Origin of the sequence: Hymenobacter oligotrophus, from assembly GCF_003574965.1 — a bacterium.
GTDB lineage: Bacteria > Bacteroidota > Bacteroidia > Cytophagales > Hymenobacteraceae > Solirubrum > Solirubrum oligotrophum.
In genome coordinates, this window is sequence record NZ_CP032317.1 from 3,468,165 (window position 1) to 3,485,611 (window position 17,447).

The 17,447-nt window shown below is 59.9% G+C and carries 18 protein-coding genes; 13 read left to right on the plus strand and 5 right to left on the minus strand.

The genetic code is table 11. The features are described 5' to 3' along the window. Positions 1-10 precede the first annotated feature (10 nt). The 7 genes from D3Y59_RS14890 (at position 11) to atpG (ending at position 5,747) form a co-directional block, all read left to right on the plus strand. Entirely contained in the window at positions 11-439 is a 429-nt protein-coding gene (locus D3Y59_RS14890; protein WP_119445765.1) for a hypothetical protein, read from the plus strand. Positions 440-468: 29 nt separating this feature from the next. After that, positions 469-1,545: a F0F1 ATP synthase subunit A gene (gene atpB, locus D3Y59_RS14895; RefSeq protein ID WP_119445766.1), complete on the plus strand. Its 1,077-nt coding sequence runs from the start codon at positions 469-471 to the stop codon at positions 1,543-1,545. A gap of 62 nt (positions 1,546-1,607) precedes the next feature. Next, positions 1,608-1,868, plus strand: coding sequence for an ATP synthase F0 subunit C (gene atpE / locus D3Y59_RS14900; RefSeq protein WP_059071914.1), 261 nt, complete (start codon positions 1,608-1,610; stop codon positions 1,866-1,868). Between the two features lie 154 nt (positions 1,869-2,022). Then, the gene (locus D3Y59_RS14905) at positions 2,023-2,517 is read left to right on the plus strand and encodes a F0F1 ATP synthase subunit B (protein ID WP_119445767.1); all 495 of its coding nucleotides are present in this window, start codon (positions 2,023-2,025) and stop codon (positions 2,515-2,517) included. An 89-nt stretch (positions 2,518-2,606) separates the two neighbouring features. Then, complete coding sequence (atpH, locus tag D3Y59_RS14910) at positions 2,607-3,164, plus strand: ATP synthase F1 subunit delta (RefSeq protein WP_119445768.1); 558 nt, start codon at positions 2,607-2,609, stop codon at positions 3,162-3,164. A gap of 9 nt (positions 3,165-3,173) precedes the next feature. Continuing rightward, positions 3,174-4,751, plus strand: coding sequence for a F0F1 ATP synthase subunit alpha (atpA, locus tag D3Y59_RS14915; protein ID WP_119445769.1), 1,578 nt, complete (start codon positions 3,174-3,176; stop codon positions 4,749-4,751). 102 nt (positions 4,752-4,853) lie between these two features. Continuing rightward, a complete protein-coding gene (atpG, locus tag D3Y59_RS14920; RefSeq protein WP_119445770.1) occupies positions 4,854-5,747 on the plus strand; it encodes an ATP synthase F1 subunit gamma in 894 nt (297 codons plus the stop codon). 95 nt (positions 5,748-5,842) lie between these two features. Here the strand turns inward: atpG and D3Y59_RS14925 are convergent, their stop codons facing one another. Further along, the gene (locus D3Y59_RS14925) at positions 5,843-6,571 is read right to left on the minus strand and encodes an HAD family hydrolase (protein WP_119445771.1); all 729 of its coding nucleotides are present in this window, start codon (positions 6,569-6,571) and stop codon (positions 5,843-5,845) included. Positions 6,572-6,734: 163 nt separating this feature from the next. Here D3Y59_RS14925 and pafA point away from each other — a divergent pair, with 163 nt between their 5' ends. From pafA to D3Y59_RS14945, 4 genes are all read left to right on the plus strand, one after another. Next, positions 6,735-8,456: an alkaline phosphatase PafA gene (pafA, locus tag D3Y59_RS14930; RefSeq protein ID WP_119446501.1), complete on the plus strand. Its 1,722-nt coding sequence runs from the start codon at positions 6,735-6,737 to the stop codon at positions 8,454-8,456. 91 nt (positions 8,457-8,547) lie between these two features. Then, the gene (locus D3Y59_RS14935) at positions 8,548-9,135 is read left to right on the plus strand and encodes an inorganic diphosphatase (protein ID WP_119445772.1); all 588 of its coding nucleotides are present in this window, start codon (positions 8,548-8,550) and stop codon (positions 9,133-9,135) included. A 154-nt stretch (positions 9,136-9,289) separates the two neighbouring features. Continuing rightward, positions 9,290-9,973 carry a DUF6766 family protein gene (locus D3Y59_RS14940; protein ID WP_119445773.1) on the plus strand — a complete coding sequence of 228 codons (684 nt, stop codon included), beginning with the start codon at positions 9,290-9,292 and terminating at the stop codon, positions 9,971-9,973. A gap of 75 nt (positions 9,974-10,048) precedes the next feature. Beyond that, a complete protein-coding gene (locus D3Y59_RS14945) occupies positions 10,049-10,972 on the plus strand; it encodes a UbiA family prenyltransferase (protein ID WP_119445774.1) in 924 nt (307 codons plus the stop codon). Between the two features lie 9 nt (positions 10,973-10,981). Here the strand turns inward: D3Y59_RS14945 and D3Y59_RS14950 are convergent, their stop codons facing one another. Beyond that, positions 10,982-12,496: an NAD(P)H-hydrate dehydratase gene (locus D3Y59_RS14950; RefSeq protein ID WP_119445775.1), complete on the minus strand. Its 1,515-nt coding sequence runs from the start codon at positions 12,494-12,496 to the stop codon at positions 10,982-10,984. Between the two features lie 124 nt (positions 12,497-12,620). Here D3Y59_RS14950 and msrB point away from each other — a divergent pair, with 124 nt between their 5' ends. Beyond that, positions 12,621-13,079 (plus strand): peptide-methionine (R)-S-oxide reductase MsrB, encoded by a 459-nt coding sequence (gene msrB / locus D3Y59_RS14955; protein WP_119445776.1) that lies wholly within the window; start codon positions 12,621-12,623, stop codon positions 13,077-13,079. Between the two features lie 37 nt (positions 13,080-13,116). On the opposite strand, the gene D3Y59_RS14960 is transcribed toward msrB, so the two are convergent. Then, positions 13,117-13,554 carry a GNAT family N-acetyltransferase gene (locus D3Y59_RS14960; RefSeq protein WP_119446502.1) on the minus strand — a complete coding sequence of 146 codons (438 nt, stop codon included), beginning with the start codon at positions 13,552-13,554 and terminating at the stop codon, positions 13,117-13,119. A 206-nt stretch (positions 13,555-13,760) separates the two neighbouring features. Between D3Y59_RS14960 and sdaAA the strand changes: the two genes are divergently transcribed. Continuing rightward, the gene (sdaAA, locus tag D3Y59_RS14965) at positions 13,761-14,666 is read left to right on the plus strand and encodes an L-serine ammonia-lyase, iron-sulfur-dependent, subunit alpha (protein WP_119445777.1); all 906 of its coding nucleotides are present in this window, start codon (positions 13,761-13,763) and stop codon (positions 14,664-14,666) included. An 84-nt stretch (positions 14,667-14,750) separates the two neighbouring features. On the opposite strand, the gene D3Y59_RS14970 is transcribed toward sdaAA, so the two are convergent. Then, a complete protein-coding gene (locus D3Y59_RS14970; protein WP_162910819.1) occupies positions 14,751-15,803 on the minus strand; it encodes a hypothetical protein in 1,053 nt (350 codons plus the stop codon). Between the two features lie 109 nt (positions 15,804-15,912). Continuing rightward, positions 15,913-17,292: a LutB/LldF family L-lactate oxidation iron-sulfur protein gene (locus tag D3Y59_RS14975; protein WP_119445779.1), complete on the minus strand. Its 1,380-nt coding sequence runs from the start codon at positions 17,290-17,292 to the stop codon at positions 15,913-15,915. Positions 17,293-17,447: the final 155 nt, after the last annotated feature.

Below are 17,447 nucleotides of genomic sequence, written 5' to 3' on the forward strand. Positions count from 1 at the left end.
CTAGGCAGGTTTGCAATACCTACTCCACGTGAACCGCTTTTTTCGCAACCTACTGCTGTTTTCGGTGCCGCTGGCCGCTCTGCTGTACTTCCTGCGCCTGCAGTACGGTACTGCTGTTGTGCACCCGCAAGCCGATTATTTGCTGCTCTTTTACGTAGGGCTTACGGCTTTCACGTTCTGGCTGACTTACCGAGCTGTAAAGCGCAAACCCGATAGCATGATGACCGCCTGGTTTGCCACCACCGCCCTGCGTTTGGTACTGGCTATGGTAATAGTTGTGGGCTATTTGGTAAGCGGTGGCGCCAAGGATGGCAACAACACTTGGACTTTTTTGGGCTTGTTCTTCCTGCTGTATTTTCTCTACACTGGGTTTGAAGTCTGGAACGTCGTGACTAACTTGCGCCCGTTTTCAAAACCGGGCTCCGAAAGTGCGCAATAGTGCGCTAAGTAGGCCTTAAATCTCACTGAATGAAGCGGTTTCTGCTCCTTTTCTTCTGGATTCTGACGTTGCCGGTTTTTGCGCAGGAGCATCACGGCGATGTGCCATCCACCTCGGCCACGCAGGTGGAAGCCACCGAAGAAGGCGAGTTCAAGCCGGGTGAGATGATTCTGCATCACATTGCTGATGCGCACGAATGGCACTTCGCCACGATTGGTCACACCCATATTACGTTGCCGCTGCCGGTAATTGCATACCAGCCCGGTAAAGGCCTGTCGGCTTTCTCCTCGAGCAAGCTGGCTCACGGTGAAACCTACAACGGCCTCAAGCTTGAGCATGAGCACCTTGTAGCCCAAGATGGCAGCAAAGTGTACGACTTTTCGATTACCAAGAACGTAGCCTCGCTGCTCTTGAGTGCACTGCTGCTGATTGTTGTTTTCTTCTCGGTAGCCAGCGGCTATAAGAAGAACCACGGCCGTGCACCGCGTGGTATTCAGTCGTTCTTCGAGCCCATCATTGCCTTCATTCGCGACGACATCGCCAAGACCAACATCGGCCCGAAGTACGAGCGTTACCTGCCGTACCTGCTCACGTTGTTCTTTTTTATCTGGTTCAACAACCTGATGGGCTTGATGCCCGGTGCTGCCAACCTTACCGGCAACATCAGCATTACCTTCCTCCTTGCCCTGCTGACGCTGCTCATCACCGTGTTCAGCGGCAACAAAAATTACTGGGGCCACATTTTTGCCACGCCCGGTGTACCCACCTGGTTGCTGCCCATCATGATTCCGGTTGAACTGATCGGAATCATCACCAAGCCGTTCTCGCTGATGGTGCGTTTGTTTGCCAACATCACGGCAGGCCACATCATCGTGCTGAGCTTCATTTCGCTCATCTTCATCTTTAAGAGCGTGGCAGTTTCGCCCCTAGGTGTTGGCTTCGCCCTGTTCATCAACGTGCTGGAAATGCTGGTAGCCATTCTGCAGGCCTACCTTTTCACCCTGCTCTCTGCCATGTACATCGGTGGGGCAGTAGAGGAGCACCACCACGATGCTGACATCCAAATCGGCGGCGAAGACATGAGCAAGCCGGCTACGCATCACTAAGCTCGACATTCCCCTTTTTTGTTTTTCCTGACTTTTTTCTCACTCTCCTAACTCTTTCTGTTATGCTGCTCACTCTGTTGCTGCAGGTCGTTAATGCTGTTGGTCTGGCCGTTATGGGTGCCGGCCTGGGTGCTGGTCTGGCTATCCTCGGTGCTGGTCTCGGCATTGGTCGCATCGGCGGCAGCGCCATGGAAGCCATCGGCCGTCAGCCGGAAGCTTCGGGCCGTATCCAAACGGCGATGATCATCGCGGCTGCTCTTATCGAAGGCGCCACCCTGTTCGCCGTCGTAGTCTGCCTGCTGGTAGCTCTGCGTCTGCAATAACAGTCACCCATAAGCGGCCGCCTGTAGCCTTGCTTTGGCAGGGCAGCAGGCGGCCGTATTGGTGTAACTGTACCCACGGAGCGGCTTTGGTTTTTGGCGGGCTTGTCCTGCCTTCTACGGTCGCCCATTTCCCACACGCATTGCCCTAAACGCCATGAATCTGATTACCCCCGATTTTGGCCTGCTGTTCTGGCAGTTTGTCGTTTTCCTGCTGCTAGTATTCTTGCTGGCTAAGTTTGCGTGGAAGCCCATTCTGGCTGGTCTGCGCGAGCGGGAAGAATCCATCGAAAACGCTCTGCGTCAAGCCGATCAGGCTAAGCTGGAAATGCAGCAGCTGAAAGCTGGCAACGAAAAGTTGCTGGCCGAGGCTCGTCAGGAGCGCGACCGTATTCTGAAAGAAGCTACTACAATCAGCGAACAGCTGATTGAGCAAGCCAAGCAGAAAGCAACCGACGAAGGTGCCCGCATGATCATGCAGGCTCGCGAAGCCATCCAGAACGAAAAGCAAGCTGCTTTGGCCGAAGTGAAAAACACGGCTGCTCAGCTTTCCATCGACATCGCCGAGCGCATCCTGCGTCGCGAACTGACGGATGCCACTGCCCAAAAGCAGCTGGTAACCGATTACCTGCAAGAGGTAAAACTCAATTAGTAGTGAGTATGGAGTATTGAGTAGCCAGATCGTTTCTTTCAAAACGCCCTACTCAGTACTCAATACCAAATACTCAATACCATCCCACAATGTCTGAACTACGAGTCGCCGCCCGCTACGCCAAGTCTTTGCTGGACTTGGCGCAAGAGCAGGGTACGCTGGATACGGTAAAGCAGGACATCGAGCTGTTCTCCAATACCATGGAGGGTAGCCGCGACCTGCGCCTGCTGCTGCGCAACCCTATTGTGCAGCACGACAAGAAGCTGGCCATCCTGCGGCGGCTGTTTGACGGCAAGGTGTCGGACCTCACCATGCGGTTCTTCACCATCATCACGCAGAAAAACCGCGAAAACGCGTTGGAATTCATTGGTCCGGAGTTTCTGAATCAGTACAACGCGCTACGCGGTATCCAAACGGCAACGGTTACGACGGCTACGCCGCTCACGCCCGAACTCCGCGCGCATGTGGAGCGTTTGGTGGTCGGTCAGACGGGTGGCCAGGTAATGCTGCAGGAACAAGTAGATCCGTCCTTAATTGGTGGATTTGTTTTGCGCATCGGCGACCGGCAGATCGACGACTCGGTACGCACGCGTCTCAACCGCCTGCGCACCACTTTCAAAGAGAACCCCTACCAAGCCCAACTATAAGTCAGCATCATGGCAGAAGTACGTCCGGATGAAGTATCCGCCATTCTGCGGGAGCAGTTGTCCAATTTCAAGTCCGAAGCCGAACTCGAAGAAGTCGGTACGGTGCTGCAGGTTGGCGACGGGGTAGCCCGCATTTACGGCCTTTCAAAGGCTCAGTCAGGCGAACTGGTTGAGTTCGAGAACGGCCTGCAGGCACTGGTTTTGAACCTCGAAGAAGACAACGTAGGTGCCGTAATGCTCGGCGACTACAGCGAAGTACGCGAGGGCGCTACCGTGCGCCGCACCAACAAAATCGCTTCGATTAAAGTAGGCGAGGGCATCGTGGGCCGCGTGGTAAACACGTTGGGCCAACCCATCGACGGCCGTGGCCCCATTGCTGGCGAGCTGTACGACATGCCGCTGGAGCGCAAGGCGCCGGGCGTAATCTTCCGCCAGCCGGTAAACGAACCACTGCAAACCGGTATCAAGGCTATCGACGCCATGATTCCGATCGGTCGTGGCCAGCGCGAGCTGATCATCGGCGACCGTCAGACGGGCAAGTCGACGGTTGCGCTTGACGCTATCCTGAACCAGCGCGAGTTCTTCGAGCGCGGCGAGCCGGTTTTCTGTATCTACGTTGCCATCGGCCAGAAGGCCTCGACGGTAGCCCAGATCGTGAACTCGCTGCAGCGCGGCGGTGCCATGGACTACACGGTGGTTGTTTCGGCTTCGGCCGCTGACCCCGCTCCGATGCAGTTCTTTGCCCCGTTCACGGGTGCTGCCATCGGTGAGTTCTTCCGCGATACGGGTCGTCCGGCTCTGGTTGTGTACGACGACTTGTCGAAGCAAGCTGTGGCTTACCGCGAGGTGTCGCTGCTGCTGCGCCGCCCGCCCGGCCGCGAAGCTTACCCTGGCGACGTATTTTACCTGCACAGCCGTTTGCTCGAGCGTGCCGCTAAAATCAACGCTTCGGACGACATCGCCCGTAACATGAACGACCTGCCCGACAGCCTGCGTGGCCTCGTGAAGGGCGGTGGTTCGCTAACGGCTCTGCCCATCATCGAGACGCAAGCTGGTGACGTATCGGCTTACATTCCGACGAACGTAATTTCGATTACCGACGGTCAGATCTTCCTCGAAACCAACCTCTTCAACTCGGGCATCCGTCCGGCTATCAACGTAGGTATCTCGGTATCGCGTGTAGGTGGTTCGGCTCAGATCAAGTCGATGAAGAAAGTGGCTGGTACGCTGAAGCTGGATCAGGCCCAGTTCCGCGAACTGGAAGCTTTCGCCAAGTTCGGCTCGGACCTCGATGCCTCGACCAAGCTCACCATTGAGCGTGGCCGCCGCAACCTCGAAATCCTGAAGCAGCCGCAGTTCTCGCCGGTAAAAGTTGAAGACCAAGTAGCTATCATCTATGCTGCTACCAACGGTCTGCTCGACGCCATCCCGGTAAACCGCGTACGCGAGTTCGAGAAGGAGTTTACGCAGGTGATGAACACCCGTCATGCCGACGTGCTGGCTGGCCTGAAGGCCGGTAAGCTCGACGATACCATTACGGGCACCATCCGCCAGGTGATCAAAGACCTGTCGGCTTCTTACAAGTAGTAATTAGTTGTCAGTTGTCAGTTGTTGGTTGTCAGTGTGGGGTAGTTCGACTACCCTGCACACACTGACAACTGATAACGGGCAACTGACAACTCTTTTCATATGGCAAGCTTAAAAGAAGTCCGGGGCCGCATTCAGTCGGTAAGCTCGACGCAGCAAATCACCAAAGCCATGAAAATGGTGGCGGCAGCAAAGCTGCGCCGCGCGCAGGACAACATCATGCGCATGCGCCCCTACGCGCAACGCCTGAACAGCATCTTGGCTAATTTGTCGCAAGGCAATGCAGAGGACAGCGTGACCGGCGAATACGGCGTGGTACGCGAAGTGCGCCGCGTGCTGATCATTGCTGTTACGTCGGATCGTGGCTTGGCTGGTGCTTTCAACAGCAACATCTTCAAGGCTACGAACGCGCTGATTCAGGAACGCTACGCCGACCTGGCTGCCGCCGGCAACGTACGCGTGATGGCCATTGGCCGCAAAGCGCACGATTACTTCGGCCGCCGTGGCCTGTTGGTGGGCAACCATACCAACGTATTCACGAACCTGTCGTTCGACACGGTGCGCGTGGCTGCTGAAGAGGCTATGGATGCTTTCCGGGCCGGGCAGTATGATCAGGTAGTGCTGGTGTACAACGAGTTTAAGAACGTGGCGACGCAGATTATCCGTACGGAGCAACTGTTGCCCATTCTGCCGCCCGAAGCACCCGCCAACGCCGCTACCACCTCGAACCTGGACTACATTTTTGAGCCCAGCAAAGAGGAAATCGTGCTGACTTTGATTCCGACGTCGCTGAAAATCCAGCTCTACAAAGCGGTGCTCGAAAGCAACGCTTCGGAACACGGTGCCCGCATGACGGCCATGGACAAGGCCACCGAAAACGCCGGCGAGTTGCTGAAAGCGCTAAAGCTAACCTACAACCGCGGCCGCCAAGCCGCCATCACGAACGAGATTCTCGAAATCGTGGGTGGTGCCGAAGCCTTGGCTGCCAGCCGCTAAACCACAGGCTCAGACCTAGGAAAAGCCTGCCCCAGCCGGGGCAGGCTTTTTTGTTGATAGGCACCTAGGGCGTTGCCAAGGCAACCGGGCAGGCGCTACAGCTTGGCGTAGTTGCGCTCGGCAATGTGCTTGCCGGGCTTGGGCGTGTAAGGGTTTTGCTCCACGAGCGCCAACACGCGCTCGGGGGTAAGCTGGGTAAAGTCTTTCATGACGTGCATCGGCGCCTGAAACTTGTTGGCGCTTATGCTGGTGCTCAGGCAAATGCAGCGCATTTTGGCTTTGTAAGCGGCTTGCTCGCCCAGCACGGCATCCTCGAATACCACGCAGCGCTCCGGCGCAACGCCCAGCTGCCGGGCGCACTCGCTGAAGGTATCGGCGTGAGGTTTGCCGCGCTGCACATCGGCTTTGCCCACCACCACATCGAAGAAGCGGCGCAGGTTGAGGTGGTCGATGATATAGCCGATGGTTTCGGGGGCCGAGCCGGTACCTAGGGCTAGTTTGAAGCCGGCCGCGCGGGCTGCCTGCAAAAAGCCAGTGAGGCCGGCGGTTTCCTGGCGTTTGTCCCAGTAGAGCACGCGGTACAGAAACTCGCGGCGGTCGGCGTAGGTCTTGAGTTCCTTTTCGGGTACGGGGTTGCGGTATACGGTTTTGAGGATGTTGGTAGCCGGCATACCGTTCAGGCGCTGCAGCAACCCGAGGGCATTGGTTTGCAGGCCCAACTCGCGAAATAGCAGTTGAAAAGCTTTGGCTTGGTAGCGGGTGTTATCAATGAGGACGCCGTCCATATCGAAAATGAGGGCGCATTCGGAAGCACGGAGGGGCATAAAGCTAACTAGCAGTAGGAGTGAGGTAACCAGAGCGCGGCTGTGTGCGTGTACGAGAAGTTAGCTACCTAAGCTGCCATAGCCGGGCTTGGGCATTTGCCTGTTACCTTTGCGGCCGCAAACTTGGCCGGAGCCATGCCAGGCTACCAGCCCGCGTTTTTTTATGCGAAACACTCTCTTGACTGGACTGCTGGCCGCGGCCACCTTGCTAGGTGGCCAGGCGCCGGCCATGGCGCAGAAGCCCAAAGCCGTACCTAGGCCCAAGCTGGTGGTCGGCATTGTGGTCGACCAAATGCGTTACGACTACTTGTACCGCTACTGGAACAAGTACGGCAACGACGGCTTCAAACGCCTGCTCGGGGAGGGTTTCAGCTACGAGAACACCCACTACAACTACGTGCCCACGTACACCGGGCCGGGCCACGCCAGCATTTACACCGGCACCACGCCCTCGGTGCACGGCATTGTGGGCAACAACTGGTTTGTGCGCGAGGCCGGCAAAGGCACGTACGTAACCGACGACAAAAGCGTGCAGGCCGTGGGCGGCTCTCCGGCCGCGGGGCAACAGTCGCCGCGCAACATGCTCACCACCACCATTACCGACGAGCTGCGCCTGGCCACAAACTTCGGCAGCAAGGTAATTGGCGTGTGCATCAAAGACCGGGGCTCGGTGCTGCCGGCCGGGCACGCAGCTTCGGCGGCGTACTGGTTCGATAACAGCAACGGCGCCTTCATCACGAGCACCTTTTACACCCAGCAACTGCCCGAGTGGGTGCAGCAGTTTAACCAGCGCAAACTGGCCGAACAGTACCTGGGCAAGCCTTGGGAAACGCTGCTGCCCATTACCGAATACACCGAAAGCACCGCCGACGACGTGCCGTGGGAAAACACGTTTCGGGGCGAAGCCAAACCCGTATTCCCGCACAATTTGCCAGCCTTGAGCGGCGTGGCTCCGGCCGATGTGCGCAAAACCATGCAGGCCGCCGGCGAAAAGGTGCCCAGCACCAACCTCGACCTCATCCGTACAACGCCTTTTGGCAACACGCTCACGCTGGATTTTGCGCTGGAAGCCTTGCGGGCCGAAAACATGGGTAAAGGCGACCAAACCGATTTCTTGGCGCTGAGTTTTTCCTCGACGGACTACGTGGGCCACCACTTTGGTACCAATGCTATCGAAACGGAGGATACCTACCTGCGCCTCGACCGCGACATTGCCCGCCTGCTGGCGTACCTCGACAAAAACATCGGCAAAGGCCAGTCGTTGGTGTTTCTGTCGGCCGACCACGGCGCGGCGCACTCCACGGAGTTCTTGCGCAGCCAGCGCCTGCCCGGCAACGGCGTGGGCGTTACGCTGATGCGCGACTCGTTGCAGCGCGAACTGGCGCGCCGCTTCGGGCCGGGCCAGTGGGTGCTGAGCTACGAAAACCAGCAGGTGTACCTCAACCGGCCACTACTGGCGCAAAAGAAAATCGACCTGTACCAGATGCAGCAGGAAGTGGCGGGCATCATGACGCAGTTTGCCGGCGTTACGCGCGCCATAACAGCCACCGACCTCGAAAAATCGCACTGGGAAAGCGGCATGCTGATGTACCTCGAGAACGGATACTTCCCGAAGCGCAGCGGCGACGTGATGGTGGTGCTGGCCCCGGGCTGGCTGGAGGCCTACGGCTACCCCGTGGTAAAGGGCACCACGCACGGCTCGTCGGGCGCATACGATACGCACGTACCTTTGCTGTTCTGGGGGTGGCGCGTGCCGCGCGGCGAATCGGCCCACCCGGCGCGCATTACCGATATTGCACCCACCTTGGCGCGCTTCCTGCACATACAGGAGCCCAATGGCTGCACCGGCCAACCCTTGCAGGAGGTGCTCCGCAAGAAGAAATAAGCTCAGCCTTTCGGCTGCTACTCTCGTACAAACTCATCCTTTACCCGGCGGAGGCTGCTTTTGTTGGCCCGTCATACTCTCATCATTTGCAATGGCTCACTCTCACTCCACTACGCATTTCAACCCCTGGCACGATGTAAACTACGGTTCCAAAGCGCCGCAGACCGTAAACGCCATCATCGAAATTCCGAAGGGTTCAAAGGGTAAGTACGAGCTCGACAAAGACAGCGGCCTGCTGAAGCTCGACCGCGTGCTGTTTTCGGCTGTGCACTACCCGGCTGCTTATGGCTTTATTCCGCAAACCTACTGCGACGACAAAGACCCCCTCGACGTGCTGGTGCTGTGCTCGGTTGACGTGGTGCCGATGTGCCTGATTGAGGCCAAGGTGATTGGCGTGATGCAGATGATCGACAACAACGAGGAGGACGACAAAATCATTGCCGTAGCTGCCAACGACGTGTCGATGAACCACTACAACGATATTTCGGAGCTGCCCCCGCACACCCTGCTCGAAATGCGCCGCTTTTTTGAGGATTACAAAGCCCTCGAAAACAAGCAGGTGGTAGTAGAAAAATTCATGGGCCGCGAAGAGGCATACAAGATTGTGCAGGACAGCTTGCGCCTGTACGACGAAACCTTCCGCCACAAAAACCACCAAGCCCAGCTTTCTATGCTCTAGGCCCTAGGTGCCGTTGGCTTAGCGGCGCTGTGCCAGCAAAAAGCCCCTGTCCCCGTCCGGGGGGCAGGGGCTTTTTGCTGGCTGTTGGGGTTTAGGTATCACATTTTTGGCCGCGGGGGCGTACACGCTTTCAGACGTTCCTTTCCGGCTCTTCATGACGCAACAAACTCCCCGCAGCCCACTTGGGCGCTTTCTGTACCAAAATGGCCTGTCGCTTACGGTTGGCATGCTCACGCTGATTACGCTGGTGGGCCAAACCCTAACCGGCCACCACGACTACAACGACGAGCTGCAGCAGCTAAACCGACCCGCGCTGAGCCTGAGCGAGTACGTAACCTCGGGCCACTGGCTGGAGGCCACGTTTGAAAACTGGGAAAGCGAGTTCCTGCAGATGGCTCTGTACGTTCTGCTGACCGTGAAGCTGCGCCAGAAAGGCTCGGCCGAATCGAAAAAACTCGACGAAGAAGAGGAAGTGGACCGCGAGCCAAACCCCTACGACGACGACGCCCCGTGGCCCGTGAAACAGGGCGGCGCGGTGCTGTGGCTTTACAAACATTCGCTGAGTTTGGCTTTTCTGGTGCTGTTTATGGCGTCGTTCTTCCTGCACGCCGTGGGCGGCTCCGAGGTTTACAACATCGAGCAGCAAGCCCACGGCCAGCCCACAGTGGATGTGTGGGGTTACTTGGGCACGGCACGCTTCTGGTTCGAATCGTTTCAGAACTGGCAGAGCGAGTTTCTGAGCATTGTTTCGATCGTGGTGCTGACGATCTGGCTGCGGCAGTACGGCTCGCCTGAGTCGAAACCGGTAGACGCGCCGCACAGCGAAACGGGCAAGTAGCGCCGGGCCAGCAGCGGCTAACAGCCCCAGCGAACGTATTTTGCGCCTTTAACCGCTCAGTTGCTGCTCGCCGCAATGCCTCCTCAACACGCCGCCGCGCCGTCGTCATCTGCCCTGGGGTACCGGCGGCCATGGTTTTGGGCTGTGACCGATGCGGTGCTGTACGGCAACGGGCTGGTAGCGGCCGCAGCCGCGATTTTGGTAATGGCCTCGGGTCGGTACTGGCAGCAAGCGCTGCCGCTTTCGGTGCCGGCGCTGGTGTTGGCTGCCACGATGTTTGTGTACAATCTCAACGGAGCCCGGCGCCACAACCTACGCCTGCCGCCCCACGTGCCGGCCCGCCGCCGCTGGATTGTGCAGCACCGCCCGTTGCTGCTGTCGGTGGTGTTGGCCTCGGCGGCTGTGGTAGTGGCCTTGTATCTTACAAGCCCCTTTATCGAGCGGCTAACGTGGTTTCTGGGGCACTTGGCATTGCTGTCGTTGGCGTACTCGTGGCCGGTGCTGCCGGGGCGCGACGGCGGCCGCCGCCGGGGCCTGCGCGACATTCCGGGGCTGAAAACGCTGCTGATCGGCTACGTTTGGAGCGCCGTTACGGTATGGCTGCCGGCGCTTTGCCTGGGCCTCAGTATCGATACTGCGGCCGTTTGGCTGCTGTTTGGGCGCCGCTTTTTCTTTATTCTGGCTATTGCGTTGGTGTTCGACCTGCGCGACGTGAGCCGCGACCGGCGCGCGGGCACCGCCACGCTGCCTGTGCTGCTGGGCTACGAGCGCGGCCGCTACGTGGCCCTAGGTTGCGTAGTAGCCTCAGCAGCGCTGGTGCTGCCGGGCTTGGCACTTGCGGGGCAAATGGTGCTGGCTGTGCCTACGCTGCTTACGGCTTTGGTGGTGTGGTTTGCTAATGAAGCCCGCTCCGACTACTACTACGCGCTGCTGGCCGATGGCCTACTGCTGGTGCAGGCCGGGGCGTTGTTTGTAGCTGCTGCGGGCACTGCCACCTAGGGCTGCGCTTCAGAGCGTACGGGGCGTGGTAAGCTCGTGCAGTGCCCGGCCGATGTAGCGCGGCAAGTCGCCGGCAATTAGGCCTGCTTGTCCGGTATCGGCTGCGGCCAAATCGGCGGCGCGGCCGTGGGCGTACATGCCGAGCAGCGCAGCATCGAGGGGCCCTAGGTGCTTGTCGGCCCGCAAAGCCGTGAGCAGCCCCGTGAGCACATCGCCGCTGCCGCCGGTGGCCATGCCGGGGTTGCCGGTGGTGTTGAAATACAGCTCACCTTCGGGCGTGGCGAGGCAGGAGTAGGCGCCCTTTAATACCACGTAGCAACCGTAGTGCCGGGCAAAGTTGCGCAGCAGCTCCAGGCGGTGGTAATCGTTGTGGGCGGGCTGGGTAAGGCGCTCGAACTCTTTGGGGTGCGGCGTTAAAATAGTGTTGGGTGGCAGCAGGTCGAGCAGGCTGCGGTTGGCACCCAGGAGGTTTAGCGCGTCGGCATCGAGCACCAGCGGCACTTTGGCGGTGCACAGCAGTTCTTCAAGCACAGCGCGGGTATCGTCGTCTTGCCCGATGCCGGGGCCCATGCCCACAGCGGCGTAAGGTTTTAGCTCGGGCAGGTTGCTGAGGTGAGTTTTGCACTCATCGGGCAGGCACATGGCCTCAGGCACGGTGCTCTGCAGCACGGCGTAGCCCACAGCGGGCACGCTCACCGTCAGCAGCCCTACGCCGCCGCGCAGGCAGGCGTGCGCCGCCAACACGGCAGCGCCCACTTTGCCGCGGCTGCCCGCCAGCAACAGTGCGTGCCCAAAAGTACCTTTGTGGGCAAAGGTGGCGCGGGCGGGCAGGCGGCCGGCCAGCAGCGCGGCATCAACCAAGTGCATAGTGGCCGGCACTTCGGCTAGGTACCTAGGGCTAAGGCCGATGGGCACGGCATGCCATTGCCCTACAAACTCGGCGTTTTGCGGCAGCAGCAGAGCCAGTTTAGGAAGCTCGAAACAGACGGTATGCCGGGCCTTCACTACGGAGCTGCCAGTGGGCTGCGGCGCATCGGCAAACAAACCCGAGGGCACATCGATGCTCACCACGCGGGCCCCGGCGGCGTTGAGGTGCTGCACCAAGGCGGCCGCGGTGCCCTCGAGCGGGCGGCTAAGCCCCGTGCCAAACAGCGCATCAACCACAACAGTGGCCGGGTCGATAGCCGGAAACTGCCCGAGGTGCCACTCGGTTACGGGTACCTCGGCGGGTACTCGGGCACGGTTCAGCTCCCAATCGGCGGAGTGCTGCGCGGCGGGCAGCAAGCCTACCTGCACGGAGTAGCCCTGTTGGTGCAGCAGGCGCGCGGCCGCCAAGCCGTCGCCGCCGTTGTTGCCGGGGCCGCACAGCACCAATACGGGCGCAGCGGCAGGGGCGAGGCGGGCCTTCAGCCAGGTTGCCAAGGCCGTGGCGGCGCGCTCCATCAGCTCGGCCGAGGCAATGCCTTCTTCTCGGATGGTGGCCGCATCGGCTTCGCGGGTTTGGGCGGCGGTGAGTAGCTTCATGCCGGTAGCTTACGCAGATTTTGGCGGATGGCCCAACCCTAGGTGCAGCGGCCGCGCTAAACCGCAGGCAGGGTTAAGCCGTTGCTAGCTATTCTGGTTTTCCTCTGAACCTAACCCCTCTGCCATGACAACCTGGGCCGACGTAATTCGCTTTTCCAATAACGGGGTGCCCGCGCCCGAGCGCCGCGTGGAAAAAACCGATGCCGAGTGGCGCGAGCAACTCACCCCCGAGCAGTACCGCATCACGCGCCAGCACGGCACCGAGCGCGCCTTTACGGGCGAGTACTGCGAGGCGCACGACCCCGGCCTGTACGCCTGCGTGTGCTGCGGCACGCCCTGCTACGATTCAGGTACTAAGTTCGAATCGGGCACGGGCTGGCCGAGCTTTACCGAGCCGGTGAAAGACAACGTGGTGAAGTACAAGAAGGACAGCAGCTACGGCATGGTGCGCGTGGAGGTGCTCTGCAACGTGTGCGATGCCCACCAGGGCCACGTGTTTCCCGATGGCCCCGCACCCACCGGCTTGCGCTACTGCATCAACTCGGCCGCCGTGAAGCTGGTAGACCAAGAAGCCAACGCCTAGCGGCCAGGGGCACACATCAACTAGGCGTCCGCCGTGCTCACGACTGGTTACGATACGGATCGAGCTTGGCGTTTTCCATGAAGCGTTGCGGGCTGGCCAGGGGCGTAAAGCCAAACTCGGCGTACAGCGAGTGCGCATCGCGCGTGCCCAGCATCCAACGGCGCAAGCCTTGTAGCTCGGGGTGCTCGGAAATATGGCGCATCAGCAGCTTGCTGAGGCCTTGGCCGCGGTACTCCTCCAGCACAAACACGTCGCAGAGGTAGGCAAAGGTGGCTTTGTCGGAAATGATGCGGGCAAACGCCACCTGTTGGCCATCGGCGTTGTACACGCCGAAGCACAACGAGTTGCGGATGGAGCGCTCCACCAGCTCGCGGCTGATGCCGGGCGCCCAGTACGAGCGGTTGCTGAGAAAATCGTGGATTAGGCCGATGTTGAGGCGGCTGCTATCGGTGGAGATGGTAAAGGCGGAAGGCATACGCAGCATGAAGCAAGGGCCTGGTGGGGCCTATTTTGAGCGGAAAGTAAGCGGTATCTTTGGAAGCTGTGCTCCGGGGCTGCGGTAGCCGCCTGCAAGTGCCAGCTGCGAAAAGGCGGCCCCGCCGGCACCCCTTGGTGCGCAACCGCGTTTAGCAACTATTGCCCCCATCTGCCTACTCACTGACCCGCTTTTCCCGCATTCACATGTCGTTGCTTTTCAATGATTTTGCCAGCTGGCAAGCGCACTGCGCCCAAACCGGCGAGGCGCTGTGGCAGCCCGTACTAACCTACGAAATGGAGCAAAAAGGCCGCTCCGAAGAAGAAATCTGGGACGGGCTGCAGCGCGCCTACGATGTAATGCGCGATGCCGTGCGCACCGGCCTGAGCGAGGACATGACCTCGCGCTCGGGCATGATCAAGAACGGTGCGAAAAAGGTAGCTGCTTCCCCCGTAACGGTATTGTCGCCCGAGTTTAAAATGCTCGTAACCCGCGCCCTAGGTGCCAAAGAGGTAAACTCGTGCATGGGCCGGGTGGTGGCCGCGCCTACGGCCGGCGCCTCGGGCATTTTGCCGGGCATCCTGACGACCACGCAAGAGCTGCACAAGCTCGACGACCGCATCATTCTGGAGGGCTTATTGGTGGCTGCCGGCGTGGCGCTCATCATCGAGCAAAATGCCTCGTTGGCGGGTGCCGTAGGCGGTTGCCAAGCCGAAACCGGCAGCGCCGCCGCCATGGGCGCCGGCGCCATTGTGTACTGCCTAGGTGGCTCGGTGGAGCAGGCGTTTGCGGCCGTGGCCATTACCATTCAGTGCATGCTGGGTTTGGTGTGCGACCCGGTGGCGGGCCTCGTGGAGGTGCCCTGCGTGGTGCGCAACGCTTCGGCCGCGGCCATTGCCTTCTCGTCGGCGCAAATTGCCATTGCCGGTGTCGATCCGGTTATCCCCGTCGACCAATGCGTGCAGGCGCTGGGCGAAGTGGGCGAAAGCATGGAAACCCGCTACAAGGAAACGGCCCTGGGCGGATTGGCCAACACGCCCCGCGCGCGCCAAATCGAGCAAAAAGTACTGGTACAGGACATCCAGATTTTGCCCGATCAGCCCGAGGCGTAGGCCGCTAGCTGCCCTAATACAACAAGCCCCGCCGGTGCTATGCCTGCCGGTGGGGCTTTGTTTTTAGTTGCGCCCTAGGTGCCGCTACACGGTTTTTACATCCGGAGCGGTGAGGAGCTTGGCCAAGAAGGTTACGGCCTCTGTGTAGCGGCCGCGCAGGGTATGGTAGCGGCGCCAGGCCGCGTCCGGGTCGGGGTGCAGCTGCACATTGTGCGCTTGCAAGCATTTGTACGCCTCCAAAAACTCACGGCGGCTGGGCTCTTCAAGGGCGTCGGTGGGCCCGAGCAATTCGGAGGGCTTGCTGCGGGCGCGTTGCTCAAAAAAGCGGTACACGCGGTTTACAGCCAGGCAGCCGGCTTTAAAGCTAATTTCGACCTGATTACTGCGCGGCTGATCGACGGCGCTGATAATGAGCGCGGCGGCATCGAGCAAAATGCCGGCCGAGGCAATCCAGGAGCGGCCCGGCTGGGGCGAGCGAAAAAACGACAGCACCGGCAACGAAGTGTGGGTTTCGTCGATCTGCACAAACCACTCTTCCCAGGCGCGCCACTCGTGGTCGTCGTCGAGCAAGCTGCCGCCGCGGTTTAGCCACACAATTAGGTTGGTGGCCGAGCTGGGCGCGCCGGCCCGCAGCTCGAGCTGAGCTACCACCAGCTCGCGGCGCGAAAACGCCTGGTAAATGGTGGGCAGGTAGGAGATAAGCAGCGTCATCAGCAGCAGGCCCCAGGTAGCCTCGGAGTAGGATAAAAAGGAGCCCACCAAACTGTTGGCCTCCAGGGAGCCGAGCGTAAGCAGGCTGTTGCTGCTGAGCTTGTAGCAAAAGGCCCACGAGCCTTCGCCCACGGCCCAAAACATGCCCGTGTAGCCGAGGGCAATTAAGGCCAACCAAGCAATGGGCAGCAGCACCAGCGCCACCGGTGCGTAAAGCGCCAGCACCCAGTCGCGGCGGGCGTAGGTACGGCCTAGGGCTGCCACCATATAAAACACTAGCCGCACCCCCCGAAACACCCAATTGCTGAGCAGCACCGACTCGTTGCGCGGCATGATGAACGCCCGAATGGCCGCCGACAGCGTGTACATCACCACCGCGGCGCCTGCCAGCAGCACCGCTCCCCGTAAGGCCCAATCAATCAGCATAAAACACCGCCGTATATATTCTGCCGAGGTTGTACGGGCCGGCCGGCGGGCGGTTGGCTGCCGCACCCAAAGCGCCTAGGTAACCCGGGCACCGGCGCGGGTCGGCAGGCTACGGCTGCCGCTCTTTCCAGAGTTGCCGAAACGATTTGGGCGCCAGTTGCACGGCTTCGCGGCGCTTGTTCCAGCCGGTTTGGCCCAGCAAGCGGTTTAGCACCCAGCGTTTGGCCGAAAGCGGGGCCATGCCCCACAGCCAACGGTGCTTCATGCCGTAGAGCCACAGCTTAATGCCGCGCGCTTCGTCGGCGTCGTTGTGGTGCTCGCGCACGGTTTGTTGGCGGTTGAGCAACAGGATGTTGTGGATGGGAATGCGCACCGGGCACACCGAGGTGCACGCCCCGCACAACGAAGAGGCGTAGCTTAGGTGCTTGTTGTCTTCGAAGCCGGCTAGGTGCGGCGTAATCACGGAGCCAATGGGGCCGGAGTAGGTAGCCTCGTAGGTGTGGCCGCCGATGTTTTTGTACACGGGGCACACGTTCAGGCAGGCTCCGCACCGGATGCACTGCAGCGCCTCGCGCTTGTCGGGCTGGGCCAGCAGGTTGGTGCGGCCGTTGTCGAGCAGCACCACGTACATTTCGTCGGGGCCATCTTTCTCGAGCGGCTGTCGCGGCCCTAGGTACACCGTATTGTATACAGTGAGCTGCTGGCCGGTGCCGCTGGTGCTGAGCAAGGGCCAAAACAAGTCGAGGTCTTGCAGCGTGGGAATGAGCTTTTCGATGCCTACGATGGCAATGTGCGTGCGCGGAAACGCGGCCGAGAGGCGGGCATTGCCTTCGTTCTCGGTTACGGCTACGCCGCCCACATCGGCCACCAAAAAGTTGCCGCCCGTAATGCCGATTTCGGCCGAGGTGTACTTGTTGCGCAGCAGTTTGCGCGCCGTGTACACCAGCTGCTGGGCATCGTCGGTGGGCGCAATCTTCAGGTGCTTCACGAAGATGTCTGCAATGTCCTTCTTGCTCAGGTGCATGGCCGGCGTTACAATGTGGTAGGGCCGCTCACCATTCAGCTGCACGATGTACTCGCCTAGGTCAGTTTCCACCGATTCAACACCGTTTTTCTCGAGGTAGTCATTCAGGTGAATTTCCTCCGTGGTCATGCTCTTGGCCTTTACCACGGTGCGGGCCCGGCGGCGCTGCACAATCTTGCCAATTTCAACGAGGGCTTCCTTGGCATCCTGCGCCCAAATAACCTTGCCGCCGCGCCGGGTGAAGGTCTCCTCCCATTGCAGCAGGTACTGATCGAGGTTGTTGACGATTTGCGCTTTGCGGTACGCAGCGCGCGAGCGGGCCAGCTCATGGTCGCGGTACCACTCGAGGCCTTGCTGCACGGCCGTGTTGTACTTGCCAATGTTGAACCGGATTTTACGGCGGTGCTCCAGGTCGAAGGCTTTCGAATCGGAGTCGACCAGGAATTGGGATGCTTTAGTAGTCATGGCAGCACAAATCGGAGCAATCAGCAGCAATTGCGACTATAAAAATGCGGAAGTCTGCCGAGAGTTCATTTCTCGGCAGACTTCCAGCGGTTAGTTCGCAGTTATCAGGCGCATCTCAGGCGGCGTTTAGTAGCCAACCTCCGCTTGCCCCAATG